This is a genomic window from Rhizobium sp. SG570 (assembly GCF_012275345.1).
Taxonomy (GTDB): Bacteria; Pseudomonadota; Alphaproteobacteria; order Rhizobiales; family Rhizobiaceae; genus Rhizobium; species Rhizobium lusitanum.
In genome coordinates this window covers 46,370-59,720 of record NZ_JAAZQI010000019.1, presented here as the reverse complement: position 1 = coordinate 59,720, position 13,351 = coordinate 46,370, and the positions used below count along the sequence as shown (strand labels likewise).

The following is a 13,351-nucleotide window of genomic DNA, read 5'->3' as shown; positions in this document are numbered from 1 at the left end:
GTTTATGTTCCGATTTTCCTGTCGATTTCAAATTGTTGCAGGGGATCTCAACGGGGTCGTTGTGCAGAGCCGGTTCACACCGTGTGCGCATACGAGGTTGCCCTTATCCATGCGCGAAGTCTGCGGCATGCCGGCTAGGAACATGCGATCTCCATATGACCGCCCTAGAGTTGGCATTTAGGATCAATCATATCCTCCGCGGACCCGCCGTGGGATTTGTTTGCTCCGATTATTCTCGCCAGAATATAGAAGCCATGCTGCCCGTCCGGCAACGTGGAGCCAAAAACGCCAACGACCACGTTTTCCATATTTGAGCGGGCTCCATCAACACCGTCTGCGACAGCCGTCAACGGGTTCAAATTTGAGAGGTCATCGGCCGCATGGAATGTTGCCCACCAACCGGCATTGGTCCTCAAGTTTGTAAACCGGACACTTCCAATCTCTGCCGCATGGGTCTTCAGCAACGCGCGAAAGCGAGGTGTCTCGCATCCCATGTGTACATGAAGGCGATCTTGTGTACGCCAACTGGCGGGGTTTATCGCTAGCGCAAAATCCTGCGGCGAAGCCTTCCCTGCGCGCAGGCTTATTGCGGCTGTTCGCTCTTTCCACGCTGCGTCAAAATAGTTCGGCGCTCCCGCGGCCAGAAGGCGCGGGTCTTCGCTACCGGGCACATCGGCTAGCGGCGCAAGAATGGTTCGCTCTTTGTCAGCCGGCTCGCGAAGAACGACGTAGGCGGACAATGGATCCTGCGCCTGAACTACTTTGAGGCACGGATATGGCGATCCCGTCAGGGTAGAGTTGATCTCGCAGGCTTCAACGACCAGCCCCAAGGCAGAGCGGCTGGCAAATGAGCTCATAATGATGACTGCAATAACGAGAGAAATAGAGAGAACGACAGGACGATATTTCATACGTGATTTCGAATTTCTGCTGATGAGCCAGTCATGCCCGAAGACATGGCTCACGATAGCCTATCTTGAATCCCTTGCGATAGACGCGGAAGAACCACGGACCGCCAGAATTCGGCGGAGATTTCCATTCCGCTGTCGAAACATTGATATTTCCAGAATCTTTGTCTGGCAAGGCAGGAAGGGGTCATTTGCAGGAGGGGGCAATTTACTAAGGAGCTGCACGGGCGATATCAGCAATGCCGGTTTGGATGATGGGACGCGGCGCATTCGCATTCGTTCGATCAGCTGTAAATGTCACCGTTTTCCGCGGGCTATGTCCTCGGCGAGATTGTGCAAATTCGCCGGGGCACAAAAGCCGCGAAGTGGCTGCAGAATCTGCTCCTGTGCAAACAAGGCTGTTCGCCTAAGCGGATCATAACCGACAAGCTTTGCTCGTGCGCTGCCGCAAAGCGCAAGGTGATGCCCAAGGTCGAACACTCCCACGGAAATAAGCGTGGCCTTTACAGCCGATCATGAATGAACCGAACAACGAAAAGCCCGTTGCCCGACTTGGCTACGGGGCTTTTCTTTGTGTCTTCGTCAGAGCGCGCCGTTCTTCGGCGGGATGACGTCGTTCAGGTGATAGTTGCCGACGACGTGGTATTTCCAGCGGACCGGGTCGTGCAGCGTATGGGTGCGGGCGTTGCGCCAGTGGCGGTCGAGATTGAGGTCCAGTTTGACCGATGCGGTCCCGGCAAGCTCGAACAGCGTGTTCGTCGCCTCGATGGCGATTTCCGTCGTCAGCACTTTGGCTGCCGCGACCGCCAGCGTTGCCTCCACGACCTTCTTTTCCGTGGTTTCGACCTGCGCCGCGTCGACCTTTCTGCCGGCGCGCTCGAGGGTCGCGGTTGCGGCCTCCAATCGAATGGCGATCTGTCCAATCCTGGCAATCGTCAGCGGATCGTCTGATGCGCGCTCGACGCCGCTGTCCATCCAGGGGCGCGACTTGGTTCTCACGAAATCCAGCGTTTCGGCGAATGCGGCCCTGGCAATGCCGAGATCGATGCCGGCATGGATGATCTGGCCAACCGAGCCGATCGTCGTCGGCCGCTCGAAGCCTTTGTGATGGAAAACGGCACAGTCGGCATTGACGTAGACATTGTTGAGTACAGTGGTGCCGCTGCCGGTCGTACGCTGTCCGAAGCCGTCCCAGTCGTCGATGACCTCAACGCCCTCGGTGCCCTTCGGAACGAAGGCCATCACCAGCTTGTCGTTCTCGTCGAGCGCGAAGACCGTGACCCAATCGGCAAAGAGAACGCCTGTCGAATAGAATTTGCGCCCATTGATGCGGTAGCCCGGGCCGTCGCGGGTGATGCGGGTATTATAATGTCTGACCGTCTTCGTGCCGCGTTCCGACAAGGCGTTGCCGAAGCGGTCGCCGGCCAGAACGCGGCCGAAAAAGTAACGCTTCTGCTCCTCCGAGCCGTCGACGCGCAATGCTTCCAGGATATAGAAATGGTTCTGCGGAATCTGGCCGATCGAGCCGTCGGCCTGCGCGAGGATAGCGGTGATCTCCGCCAGCACGGTATTCGAGACATCCAGTCCGCCATACTCTTCCGGAACAGTGATCGCCAGCAGTCCGGATTGCGACAGCGCATCCATCTCGGCAAAGGGAAGCTGCCTTTCGCTGTCGCGATCGGATGCCGTGGAGGCAAAACGCGCGGCAAGATCGCGAGCGACGGCCAGCGCCTGCTGCTCAGTCTCAAGCAGCGTTGCCTGCGGATGCGTCGAGTTGAGATGGTGCAATTGCGCGTTCATAGGCCGACTCCGGTTTCATCGGCGTCACGATGCAGCATTCAAAGCCGCGCTTCGAGGAAAGGCATTTCGTTTTTGTGAAGGGGTCCGGTTCGTGTTTTCTTTATCTATAGAATAGATAGATAATAACTGCGTTCGGAGCAATGTCGCACGTGCGCGTTAAGTGCGCCTGCCAGTCACAGGCGGCCCCTCCGCCAGTCGTCAAAACGGGCATGCGCCAGGGCAAGTGAGGCGACGAGCGGCGTGAAACTGTGAAAAGGTAGCGAGCGGGCGGGCTGAAGCGGGATCGGCAGGGACTCCGCTGCTTCGCCAAGTGCCAGTCTGGCAAGTACATGACCCAGCTGAGCCGTCATGGCGATCCCCCGACCGTTGCAGCCGATGCCGCCGAAGAAGCCGTCACCGAAACGATAAAGACGCGGCAGGAAGTCCGGCGTCATGATGGCAATGCCGGTCCAGACGACTTCGACGCCCGGATGGCGCGGCAGGCGGAGTTCGGACACAAGACGGTCGACAACGGCGCGACCGACCCGATCGAAGGCGCCTATCGGATTGATGGCCATGCCGCCACTGATCAGCCTGTTGTCACGGTCCAGCCGGTAGGTGAAAAGGTTGGAACGCGTGTCGCCGACCGGGCGCCGATGCGGCGCGATACGGGCAACGGTCTCGGTGTCGAGCGGCTTGGTCGCCACCTGATAGACCCTGAGCGGCACGCCGGTGCGTCCTATGCGCGCCGCGACACCGCCGGTGAAGGCGTTGGTGGCGAGCAGAACGCTGTCTGCCTTGATTTCCCGATCCGCTAAAGCGACCTGCCAAGCCCGGCCATTTCGGACGATACTGTCGACCTTGCTATTCTCGCGGATGATGCCGCCACGCCTCGTCACGGCGCGCGCAAGACCGTAAAGATAGTTCAGCGGATGAATGGTGCCGCCGGAGTGGTCGATCAATCCGCCGGAATAGATGTCCATTCCCGTTTCGGCATGAATATCGCGTGCCTGGAGGAATTCTACGGGGCGACCGAGTTCCGTCCAATCGCGAGCGCGCTGTCGCAGGACATCCGCCATGTCTTCGCCATAGGCCGGCTGCAGCCAACCGGTTTGCGTGGCATCACAGGCGATCTCTTCTTCGGCGATGGTCGCATAAACCTGGTCGGCTCCCGCTCCGACGAGCGATAGAAGAGCATCGGCCTCGTCGCGAGGCAGTTTCTGACGGACAGCGGCCGGGTCGGCCTTCGCAAAGTTGGGAACGACGAAGCCGGCATTCATGCCGCTTGCGCCGGCGCCGAGCCGTCCCGCTTCGAGAACGGTGACGGAGCGGCCGGCGCGGACAAGATGGAGTGCTGCCGTCAGGCCCGTGAAGCCGCCGCCGATCACGAGCACGTCGCAACGTGAAGGCACATCGTGAGCGAGGTCAGGAGCCGGGCCTGTCGTCAGCGTCCACAGCGTCGGGTTGATGGGGCGAGCAATATGGCTGGACATCGGCGAGCGTTCTTCCAAAGTCTACGCTAGATAGCCGTTGCCGAGCGCATCGCTCGGATCGACAAGAAGGGTGCTTGCTGCGGTGATCCAGGCGGTGCCCTCCACCTCTGCCACTATGGTCGGCTGCTCCGCTTTTGCGGAGCCGGGCCTTGCGACACCGTGATAGATCGTTCCGACGAGGCCTTCGTTGACGAAGCGCTCGCCAAAGCCGAGTTCGCCCTTGGCGACCAGTGTCGCCATGCGGGCGCAGGTGGCCGTGCCGCACGGCGAGCGGTCGAAGGAGCCGGCCGCCGAAATCGGCACGTTGCGATGCTGGGCCTGCGGATGGTTCGGCGCATCCGTCCAGACGATATTGCCGATAACCGGTGTTATCCGTTCATTCGCGTCGGTATCGCGAAGTCGCTCGGCGAGTGCTTCCCTGACAACGGATGCCGCCGCGATGAGCGCCTTGATCTTTGCGACATCGATGGTCGTCCGCGCGGCCGAGACCGGCAGGAAAGCGTACCATTGTCCGGCATAGGCGAGATCGACCGCGACCGCGCCGATGTCGGGAAGGTTGAGATCGACCGTCTTCAGAAAATAAGCCCCCTCGAAGACAAAGGCGACCGATTTGCATCGGCCTGTTTCCAACCGGGCGCGTAGGGGAACCCGCCCGCCCGGCGTTTGCAGGCCGAATTCAAATATGCCGGTAAAGTCTGGTGTCGGAGCCTGCACGAGACCGAGCTCAAGCAATGTCGTTGCTGTCCCTATCGTCGCATGCCCGCACATGTCCGGATAGGCGGCATCCATGAAGACAACGCCGAATTCGCCCCCGGGCCGATCCGGATGGATCAGCGCGACCGAGAACATCGAGCGATGCCCGCGCGGTTCCATGACCGAGACGGTCCTGACCCAGTCCCGCTCATCGCGGAGCATGTCGCGCGCCACCAGCGGCGACATGCCTGCTTCCAGCCCATGTCCGGCAAGGATCACGCGTGTCGGCTGGCCGCACGTATGGGAATCGACGACGTCGAGCACGCGCTGGTAGCTGTCCCGATATGTCAGCCGCTGTAGGGGATTGCTCAAGGGTTTTCTCCAGGCGAGGCGCCCGGTTGGAGCACCTCGCAGTTTTGCCGATGACCTTTCGCCGGCTTACTTGATCTTGTCCTTGAGCGCCGAGACGTCCTCCATCGTCATTTGGCTGTCGGTCGTCACCTTGCCGTCAACGATCTTCCAAAGGCGGAAGGGACCGGTGATATCACCATACTGATCGAACGAGACCGGTCCGATGACGCCTTCGTAGCGGATCGGCTTGCCATCCTTGATGAGGCCGAGGCCCTTGGTGAATTCCTCCTTGCCGGCGTAGATCGGCGTTCCCTTCGGATCGACGACCTTGAACATGGCATCCTTGAGCTTGGACGTGTCGTCGCCGGTGATCGCGAGGGCAAGTCCGACGATGGCGCCGGCATCATAGGCGCGGTCGGCGGCCGGATTGGAGGGCTCGATACCCGAGAAATCCTTGTAGTTCTTGTTGAAATAGTCGGTCGACGGCGTCGGTGTCGTGCCCGAGGACGTGCCATAGGCATCCTTCAGATAGTCGGCGCCGACGGAATCGATGAAGTCCGGGCTGTTCATGCCGTCATTGAGCAGGAATTTCTGCGGGCCACCCTGGGAGATCCAGGTGCGGGCGATCGTTGCGCCATCAACAGGCGTGCTGACCAGATAGAGTCCGTCAGGGCTGCCGGCCATGCCGGCGGTGACTTCCGACGCGTAGCTCGACTGCTTCTCATTGTAGGGCGTGGTGGAGACGATCGTACCGCCGAGCGCCTTGTAGGCCTTGGAGAATTCCGCGACCATGTTGACGCCGAAGTCGCTGTTAACGTGGATGATCGCCAGCTTCTTGAAGCCCTTGTCGATGGCATATTTGGCGGCGGCGATGCCCTGCAGTGAATCCGAGGTGATGGTGCGGAAGAAGATGCCGTTGGTCTTGCCGTCGCGGCCGAGTGCCGTCAGCGTCGGCGAGGAGGCGGCGGGCGATACCTGTACGATCTTGGCAGGCGCGGTCACCGAGGTCAGGATCGGGATGGTCACGGAAGATATAATGCCGCCGATGATGGCTGGCACCTTCTTGACCTGCACGAGCTGCGTCGCCGCGTCGACGGCGACATTGCCCTGGCTCTGGCTGTCGCGCGTATCCGTCACCAGATCGCAGCCATGCACGCCGCCGGCGGCATTGATGTCGCGGAAGGCCATCTCGACGGATTTTGCGCCAGCCTGGCCGTATTCGCCGGCCGGGCCGGTGAGTTCCATCACCAGGCCGACGGTTACCTTGCAGTCGGCAGCATTGGCAGCACTGGCCGCAGCCAGAAGAGCCAGGGCCGTCGTGATTTGAAATATCGTCTTTTTCATCTTTGTTCCCCTTGTTCGGTCAACGATTTTCATTGCGTTTTTTGCGAGCCTGTCAGTTGTCCGGCATCTGCAGCCAGGTTTCATGCAGATGCTGCCATTCGACGCCGTTGGGTGCCGATGAACTTGCGGTGAAGAGAGCGCTTGCCTGGCGCCGGCTATGCTTGCCGGCGCGCCACTGCGCTTCCACATAGGTCAGAACGATCGTATCCGCCGTCTCGAAGCCGGCGCTGATATCGGTGATTTCGATGGTAAAGTCGCCGCGATAGGTCGCGCGATTTGCGCGGATCAGTTCGATGGTCTCCGCGCGGTTGAACAGGCGCCCGGTCGGCGGGATCATATGGAAGGACTGGCCAAAAGTGCGATCGCAACGGGCAAAGTCGACGCTATCGGCGGTCGCTGCATCATACCACTCCTCGAAGAAGCGATGGAAGGCAAGGACCTCTGCACGGGCCTTCTGAAAGAGCGGCGGTTCCTGGCTCATATCTTCCCCGCATTCAGGTTGTAGTGCATGATCGAACCGTGCCTGCCGTTGCGATCCCGCTCCAGCGTGTAGACGTCGCCTTCAGGTCCTCGGCTTTGGCTAATAATCGCAGCGATCTGCCTGCGGTCTTCGTCGTCAAGCGCGATGTCCATGATTTTCGCGTTGGCAAGTGCATGTGCCTGATTGCGGGCGCCAACGATGACTGCGGCCACTTGCGGCTGCTCCAGCACCCAGGCGCTGGCAATCGTGGCGATATCGACGTCATAACGGTCGCCGATCGTCTTCAGCGTGCGGAGCAGCGACTGGAACAGATCCCAGCCGCCGAAATCGTCGATGATCAGCTTGTATTTGACCAGCGACCGGTTCTCGAGCGGCATGTCGGGTTCGGATTGGCCCAGCCATTTGTCGCTGAGGAAGCCGCCGGCCACCGAGCCATAGCACAGGAATTTCACGTTCTTCTCGGCCGCCAGCTGCGACAGGCCGTTGAGAGGTCGCTGGTCGAGAACCGAATATTGCAGCTGCTGGCTGACCAGGGGGATGCCAGCCTCAAGGATTTCGGCGATATGCGGAGTGTCGAAATTCGTCGTGCCGACATTCCGCACCTTACCTTCACGACGTGCCTCATCGAGCCAGCCGAGCGCGTCGAGATAGCCGGGCAGTGCATAATCCCACCAGTGGAACTGCACGAGGTCGAGCTGCTCGGTCTTGAGCTTGCGCAAGGATTTGTCGACGATACCGCGGATATAGTCGCGGCTGATCGTGGCAAGCTTCTCCAGATCCGGCACGAGCTTGGTATGGACGTTCATGGCTCTTGCCGCTTCCGCGCCACGTTCATTGCGAAGCCGCTCGCGGGCCTCGCCGATCAGCTCCTCGACCCCGGTATAGATGTCGGCGCAATCATAGGTGCGGATCCCGACGTCGAAGGCGGCGATCAGGTCGGTGACGGCCTGGGAGCGATCGACGGCGCCATGTCCTCCGGCCAGCTGCCAGCCGCCGCGGATGACGCGCGAGATAGAATATCCGGGGCTCAGTTCGAACGTCTTGGCACTCATTTACGATCATTCTCCTTCAGGCAACGGCTCGGCCGTCGTGTCGGCATGGCTGAATCGCCGCTTACCTGTTCTGACGATCCGCAGCCGGCTCGCGCAATTCGGGTCGGGACAGGCGATTTCCGCGTCCGAGGTCATCCAGTCATTCTTGTGGGTCGGCCGCTGCTTGGCCGCCAGCAGCGGCAACACGGCGGAGATCGAGTAGATCGAGAAGCCCTGACCCGGCGGCAGCGACAGCATCTCGCCCTTCAACTCGAAATAATCGCCAGGTTTGGCGCCGCAATAGATCGGCTTGCCTTCGGGAACGACCGCCTCGATCCTGAGGTCGAAGAGCTCGAAACTGTCGTCGGCTTCGGCTGCCATCTCAGATCTCCGCGCGCTCGAAGGTGACGTCGCAGGCGCCGTTGCGGCGGATGATGCCGCAGGCCGCGGCGAACTGCTCGCGCTCCTCGGGCCTGACCTGTGCGACGACGCTGCCGGCAAGCCAGCCGATCGGGAAAAGCAGACGAGCGCCCTGTCCGTAGAATAGGCCGATGTCGAAGATTGCGTCGGGATTGCCGCCCCACATGCGCGGCGGCACATAGCTCAGCACGATGTCGCCGGGCTGCGGCGTCAGCGTCGCATTCTCGGCTGGCAGGGCTGCGGCATAGGAGGCGCCCGTCAGGTGTGCGGGCGGGATCGGGCAGGAGATCTCCGGGCCGGTCCACATGGCGTGAATGCCGGCAACGATGCGCGCTTCACTGAGATAATCCCAGATAAAGGCTGCGTTGTCGGGCGCTTTGGCGTCGAGCATCGGTGCGAAAACGCTCAGGCTGGAGCGCGGTTCGGAAATCTTGATGGCGCGTTGGCTCATGCGGGTATGCCCTTCTTGGAATCGGCTTCCAGCTTGTTGCGCAGGAACACGAAGGGGCGGCTGATATCGGCGACCAGCGCTTCGCGTGCTTCCCTGGCGTTCTGTGCAGCCATCGCCTTGACGATCGTGCGGTGATAATGAGCGGTATCGACCTCGCCCGCCTCCGAAAAGGCATAGATGGCGACGCGGATGCACGGGCCCGACTGCAGCCACAGGCTCTCGATCATCGGGATCAAGACGGCCGAGCCGCAGGCGCGGTAGATTTCAAAGTGGAAGGCCTGATTGAGCGTCACCTCGCGGTCGACGTCCTTCTTGTGCTTCAGCGCGCGCATCTCATCCCATTCGCTGAGCATGCTCTCGATGGTGGAGATCAGGCGCGGGGTCATGCGGGTTGCGGCCAGCGCAATGGCCTCGCCCTCGATCAGGATGCGGGCGCGCAACAGGTCATCCATGCGCTCGAGCGTGATCGGCGGTACACGCACCGAACGGTTGGGAAGGGCTTCCAGCGCCTTTTCGGTGATCAACCGGCCGAGAGCTTCACGTACCGGCATGGTGCTGGTCATCAGCGCATCGGCGAGCCCCCGGATCGTCAGTACCTGGCTGGGCTCGAACAACCCGCCGATCAGCGCGCGGCGCAGCTCGGAATAGACGCGGTCCTGGACGGTCTCGCGGCCAACGGGCGCAAGCTGTGCGGCAATCGGATCGCTCTTTTCGGCGGTGGCCTTTTGCATTCGAAGTCCCTTTTTTGGCTTGCGGAGTGGATTAAAGCTGATTAGCGTGATCAATGCAAGTGTGATCACAAATCAAATAATCAGGGAGCGGCAACGACCGGCTTCCGGCCAGAGGGATCTCATGAGTACGACAACTGAACGGCATGGGGAGGAAGCCCGGCCTGTTCTGACGGCCAAGAATGTGGTGCGACGTTTCGGCGGCGTCACCGCCGTCAACGACGTTTCATTCAATGTGCGGCAAGGCGAGATTCTCGGCTTGATTGGTCCGAACGGCGCCGGCAAGACGACGATGTTCGATCTGCTGGCCGGCAGCGTTGCCCCGAGCAGCGGCGAGATCATTTTGAACGGTGCGCCGGTGGCAGGCGAGCCCGCGCATCGCCGCATAGGCCGTGGCCTAGGCAGGACGTTCCAAATTCCGCGCCCTTTCCCCAATTTGAGCCTGCTCGAAAATGTCATGCTGGCGGCGCAGGGTCAGGCCGGCGAGCGCCTGCTGTCGAATTTCCTGCGTCCCTGGAAAGTTGCAGCGGAGGAAAAGGCGGCTCAGGCGAAGGCCATGGAACTGCTCGACCTCGTCCACCTGACGCGGTTGACGCTTGAGCCGGCCAGGGTGCTTTCGGGTGGTCAGCGCAAGCTTCTGGAGCTTGCCCGCATCATGATGGCCGATCCCGCGCTCATCCTGCTTGACGAACCGGCCGCCGGCGTCAATGCGACCCTCCTGGAGACCATCATCGACCGCATTCGCGACATCAACCAGCGCGGCGTCACTTTTCTTCTGATCGAGCACAATATCGATATGGTCACGCGCCTTTGCCACCGCGTGCTCGTCATGGCGAGCGGCCAACTTCTTTGCGAGGGCACGCCGGATGAGGTCGCCCGCGATCCCCGCGTCATCGAAGCCTATCTCGGAGGCGCGGCATGAGCGAGCCTGTCCTCATCGTTCGCGATCTCGTCGCTGGCTACGAGCCGGGCGTACCGATCGTACGCGGCGCCTCGATCACGGTCGCTGAAAAGGAGATCGTCGTCGTCCTCGGCCCTAATGGCGCCGGCAAGTCGAGCTTCATCAAGGCGATTGCCGGCCTGGTGCCGATCGAAAGCGGCAAAGTGGAACTCTCTGGCAATGATATAACGAGCGCGCCTGCTCACAATATGGTGCGGCTCGGTCTCGCTTTCGTGCCGCAGACGGAGAATGTCTTCCCACTGATGTCGGTGGATGACAATTTGAAGGTTGCTGGCGGCATCTTGAAGGCGAAAGAGGTGCCTGTTCGTATCGAGGAAATGTACGCAACCTTCCCGGATTTGGCCCGTCATCGCCGCATCGCAGCCGGCAATCTCTCGGGCGGTCAGCGGCAGATGCTGGCCGTCGCGCGTGCCCTCATCGTGCGCCCAAAGCTGCTCGTACTCGACGAGCCATCGGCAGGTCTCTCGCCCAAATTCGTTTCGATGGTCTTCGAGATGCTGACTGATATCCGCAAGTCGGGCGTCACCATTCTCCTCGTCGAACAGAATGCGAAGGCCGCCCTTTCGATCGGCGACCGCGCCTATGTCCTCGTCGAAGGCAAGGACAGGCATGAAGGGGTGGCGTCCGAGCTGTGGAACGACCCCGTCGTCGCCGAGCTCTATCTCGGCCAACGCCCAACCGTCTCTAAAGCAGGAGGTGCGGCATGAACCTGCAATTCATCGTCGATGGTCTGCTGACAGGCTCGATGATCGGCCTTGGTGCCATTGGTGTGACGCTGACCTACTCGATCCTGCGCTTCTCCAACTTTGCACACGGCGATTTTATGGCCTGGGGCACCTATGCGACGCTTGCCGTCGTCAGCGCCATTGGCGCTATCTTCGGCAAGGTCGCGCCGATCGGACCGCTTTCCTTCGGCTGGCCGCTGATCGTTGCGGTAATAATTGCCATGGGCTTTACCGGACTTCTCGCTCTGGCGCTGGATAAGGTCCTGTTTTCCAGGCTTCGCTCCAAGGGGCAGTCGATCATCGTCGTCATGGCAAGCTTCGGCGCCTCCATGGCCTTGCGCAGTTTGCTCGAATTCCTCTTCACCTCGCGGCCGACCTATTTCAGCCGTGCCATCCAGATCGCCATGCCTGTCGGTTTAGGCATTCGCATCACGCCCGACCAGATCGTGCTCCTGATCGTCACGGCTTTGCTGGTTCTCGGCGTGCATCTGCTGATCACGAAGACGCAGACCGGCCGCTCCATGCAGGCGCTCAGCCAGAACCCGGCGCTCGCCCGCGTCGTCGGCATCGATGTCGCCAAGGTCGTTCGCGTCACCTGGCTGATCGGCGGCGGCCTCGCCTGCGTTGCCGGCGTCATGATCGGCATTCTCGTGCAGATCCGTCCGCTGATGGGTTTCGACATGCTGCTGCCGATGTTCGCAGCCGCCATTCTCGGCGGCATCGGCAGCGTGCCGGGCGCTGTTCTCGGCGGCCTGATCATCGGCCTTGCCGAGGCCGGTGCGGTGCAGCTTATCGGCGCCGAATGGCGCGCCGCCGTCTCCTTCATCATCCTGATGGCGGTGCTGTTCATCCGGCCGATTGGCCTTTTCGGAGTGAAGGAGCGATGATGGACATTCTTGGCTATGGCGCCTTCTTCCTGACGACGGCGCTGATCTTTTCCTTCATTACCCTCGGACTGAACCTGCAATGGGGTCTGACCGGTCTCTTCAACGTCGGCCTTGCCGGCTTTGTCGCCGTCGGAGCCTATACGTCGGCGCTTCTGACCACTCCGGACGCCGCCGGTCGCTTCGGCGGGTTCGATCTGCCGATCGCTGTCGGTTGGCTCGGCGGGATGATCGTCGCCGGTCTGGCTGCTGCTATCATCGGGGTCGCCACGCTGCGGCTGAAGTCGGATTATCTTGCGATCACCACCTTCGGCGTTGCTGTCGTCGTCCAGCTCGTGGCGTTGAACGCACAAAGCCTGACGGGCGGCCCCTTCGGCATCGGCTTCATCCCGCGTCCCTTCGCAAGCCTTGCCGAAACGCCATTGCTTTTCAATTTCGCCAATCTTGGCGTCGTGGCAATCGTGATGCTGGTCGTCTATCTGGCGCTCGATCATTTGTCGCGCAGCCCTTGGGGACGCGTGCTGAAGGCGCTCCGCGAAGATGAACGTGCCGCCGTTTCTCTCGGCAAGAGCGCGCGCTTTTATCGCGTGCAGGCCTTTGCCGTTGGCGGAGCCATCATGGGGCTTGCGGGGGCCATACAGGCGCATTTCGTCGGCTTTATCGCGCCGGACAATTACGTTCCGATCCTGACCTTCCAGGTCTGGGTCATGCTGATCGTCGGCGGCTCGGGCAGCAACAAGGGCGCCGTTGTCGGCAGCGTCCTTGTCTGGGCGATCTGGGCAGGGTCGGGCGCGCTGACGAGCGCGCTGGTCTCGCCGGAACAGCAGGCTCGCGCAGCGTCCCTGCAGATCGTGGCGATCGGCGTGATGCTCTGCATCATCCTGTTGGTGCGTCCCGGCGGGCTCTTCGGTGATATGCCGCGGCGGCGGCGTGCAGCCGCGCAACAGCCTTCGCTTGCTGCAGATGAAAGCGGTGTATCCTGACGTACGCGGAAGGCGGGCGCTGAGCAAATCCGCGGCGCCTGTTGGTTTCGACGATATTGCCGACATGACAGATGCAGGCTTTGCCAATCCTTGATAGCATCGGCATTGCAGAGGCAATC

The 13,351-nt window shown here is 61.2% G+C and carries 14 protein-coding genes and 1 pseudogene; 5 read left to right on the top strand and 10 right to left on the bottom strand.

The annotated features are described in order from the left end of the window. Nucleotides 1-164: 164 nt before the first annotated feature. Entirely contained in the window at nucleotides 165-965 is an 801-nt protein-coding gene (locus FHT28_RS28980; protein WP_348645036.1) for a CDP-diacylglycerol diphosphatase, read from the bottom strand. A 255-nt stretch (nucleotides 966-1,220) separates the two neighbouring features. On the opposite strand from FHT28_RS28980, the pseudogene FHT28_RS36435 reads away from it, so the two are divergent. Beyond that, a pseudogene (locus FHT28_RS36435) lies at nucleotides 1,221-1,394 on the top strand (IS6 family transposase); the annotation flags it as partial. Between the two features lie 96 nt (nucleotides 1,395-1,490). Here the strand turns inward: FHT28_RS36435 and FHT28_RS28975 are convergent. From FHT28_RS28975 to FHT28_RS28935, 9 genes are all read right to left on the bottom strand, one after another. After that, a complete protein-coding gene (locus tag FHT28_RS28975; RefSeq protein WP_168598088.1) occupies nucleotides 1,491-2,708 on the bottom strand; it encodes an SfnB family sulfur acquisition oxidoreductase in 1,218 nt (405 codons plus the stop codon). A gap of 173 nt (nucleotides 2,709-2,881) precedes the next feature. Further along, nucleotides 2,882-4,180, bottom strand: a complete 1,299-nt coding sequence (locus tag FHT28_RS28970; RefSeq protein WP_168598087.1) for an FAD-binding oxidoreductase — start codon at nucleotides 4,178-4,180, stop codon at nucleotides 2,882-2,884. A gap of 21 nt (nucleotides 4,181-4,201) precedes the next feature. Further along, nucleotides 4,202-5,245, bottom strand: coding sequence for a proline racemase family protein (locus FHT28_RS28965; protein ID WP_168598086.1), 1,044 nt, complete (start codon nucleotides 5,243-5,245; stop codon nucleotides 4,202-4,204). Nucleotides 5,246-5,311: 66 nt separating this feature from the next. After that, nucleotides 5,312-6,568, bottom strand: coding sequence for an ABC transporter substrate-binding protein (locus FHT28_RS28960; RefSeq protein ID WP_037197628.1), 1,257 nt, complete (start codon nucleotides 6,566-6,568; stop codon nucleotides 5,312-5,314). Between the two features lie 52 nt (nucleotides 6,569-6,620). Further along, nucleotides 6,621-7,049: a hypothetical protein gene (locus FHT28_RS28955; RefSeq protein ID WP_047558984.1), complete on the bottom strand. Its 429-nt coding sequence runs from the start codon at nucleotides 7,047-7,049 to the stop codon at nucleotides 6,621-6,623. After that, nucleotides 7,046-8,101 (bottom strand): aldo/keto reductase, encoded by a 1,056-nt coding sequence (locus FHT28_RS28950; RefSeq protein WP_047558986.1) that lies wholly within the window; start codon nucleotides 8,099-8,101, stop codon nucleotides 7,046-7,048. Before FHT28_RS28950 ends, FHT28_RS28955 begins: the two co-directional genes overlap by 4 nt. Before the next feature lie 6 nt (nucleotides 8,102-8,107). Next, nucleotides 8,108-8,461 carry a TIGR04076 family protein gene (locus tag FHT28_RS28945; protein WP_037197632.1) on the bottom strand — a complete coding sequence of 118 codons (354 nt, stop codon included), beginning with the start codon at nucleotides 8,459-8,461 and terminating at the stop codon, nucleotides 8,108-8,110. 1 nt (nucleotide 8,462) lies between these two features. Continuing rightward, nucleotides 8,463-8,951, bottom strand: a complete 489-nt coding sequence (locus FHT28_RS28940; RefSeq protein ID WP_037197633.1) for a DUF3830 family protein — start codon at nucleotides 8,949-8,951, stop codon at nucleotides 8,463-8,465. Then, nucleotides 8,948-9,682 carry a GntR family transcriptional regulator gene (locus FHT28_RS28935; protein ID WP_112442227.1) on the bottom strand — a complete coding sequence of 245 codons (735 nt, stop codon included), beginning with the start codon at nucleotides 9,680-9,682 and terminating at the stop codon, nucleotides 8,948-8,950. Before FHT28_RS28935 ends, FHT28_RS28940 begins: the two co-directional genes overlap by 4 nt. A 121-nt stretch (nucleotides 9,683-9,803) precedes the next feature. Between FHT28_RS28935 and FHT28_RS28930 the strand changes: the two genes are divergently transcribed. The 4 genes from FHT28_RS28930 to FHT28_RS28915 are packed head-to-tail and all read left to right on the top strand — an operon-like array spanning nucleotide 9,804 to nucleotide 13,232. Then, nucleotides 9,804-10,601, top strand: coding sequence for an ABC transporter ATP-binding protein (locus FHT28_RS28930; protein ID WP_168598085.1), 798 nt, complete (start codon nucleotides 9,804-9,806; stop codon nucleotides 10,599-10,601). After that, nucleotides 10,598-11,347, top strand: coding sequence for an ABC transporter ATP-binding protein (locus FHT28_RS28925; protein WP_168598084.1), 750 nt, complete (start codon nucleotides 10,598-10,600; stop codon nucleotides 11,345-11,347). The genes FHT28_RS28930 and FHT28_RS28925 overlap by 4 nt, the downstream gene beginning before the upstream one ends. Then, nucleotides 11,344-12,252 (top strand): branched-chain amino acid ABC transporter permease, encoded by a 909-nt coding sequence (locus tag FHT28_RS28920; RefSeq protein WP_037197637.1) that lies wholly within the window; start codon nucleotides 11,344-11,346, stop codon nucleotides 12,250-12,252. The genes FHT28_RS28925 and FHT28_RS28920 overlap by 4 nt, the downstream gene beginning before the upstream one ends. Continuing rightward, nucleotides 12,249-13,232 carry a branched-chain amino acid ABC transporter permease gene (locus FHT28_RS28915; RefSeq protein ID WP_168598083.1) on the top strand — a complete coding sequence of 328 codons (984 nt, stop codon included), beginning with the start codon at nucleotides 12,249-12,251 and terminating at the stop codon, nucleotides 13,230-13,232. The genes FHT28_RS28920 and FHT28_RS28915 overlap by 4 nt, the downstream gene beginning before the upstream one ends. Nucleotides 13,233-13,351 lie beyond the last annotated feature (119 nt).

Bases quoted from the DNA above. Each gene is read 5' to 3' on its own strand.
- FHT28_RS28945 (WP_037197632.1), bottom strand. From the start codon at position 8,461: ATGGCAGCCGAAGCCGACGACAGTTTCGAGCTCTTCGACCTCAGGATC.
- FHT28_RS28930 (WP_168598085.1), top strand. From the start codon at position 9,804: ATGAGTACGACAACTGAACGGCATGGGGAGGAAGCCCGGCCTGTTCTG.
- FHT28_RS28960 (WP_037197628.1), bottom strand. From the start codon at position 6,568: ATGAAAAAGACGATATTTCAAATCACGACGGCCCTGGCTCTTCTGGCT.
- FHT28_RS28950 (WP_047558986.1), bottom strand. From the start codon at position 8,101: ATGAGTGCCAAGACGTTCGAACTGAGCCCCGGATATTCTATCTCGCGC.
- FHT28_RS28920 (WP_037197637.1), top strand. From the start codon at position 11,344: ATGAACCTGCAATTCATCGTCGATGGTCTGCTGACAGGCTCGATGATC.
- FHT28_RS28975 (WP_168598088.1), bottom strand. From the start codon at position 2,708: ATGAACGCGCAATTGCACCATCTCAACTCGACGCATCCGCAGGCAACG.
- FHT28_RS28915 (WP_168598083.1), top strand. From the start codon at position 12,249: ATGATGGACATTCTTGGCTATGGCGCCTTCTTCCTGACGACGGCGCTG.
- FHT28_RS28940 (WP_037197633.1), bottom strand. From the start codon at position 8,951: ATGAGCCAACGCGCCATCAAGATTTCCGAACCGCGCTCCAGCCTGAGC.
- FHT28_RS28955 (WP_047558984.1), bottom strand. From the start codon at position 7,049: ATGAGCCAGGAACCGCCGCTCTTTCAGAAGGCCCGTGCAGAGGTCCTT.
- FHT28_RS28970 (WP_168598087.1), bottom strand. From the start codon at position 4,180: ATGTCCAGCCATATTGCTCGCCCCATCAACCCGACGCTGTGGACGCTG.
- FHT28_RS28935 (WP_112442227.1), bottom strand. From the start codon at position 9,682: ATGCAAAAGGCCACCGCCGAAAAGAGCGATCCGATTGCCGCACAGCTT.
- FHT28_RS28925 (WP_168598084.1), top strand. From the start codon at position 10,598: ATGAGCGAGCCTGTCCTCATCGTTCGCGATCTCGTCGCTGGCTACGAG.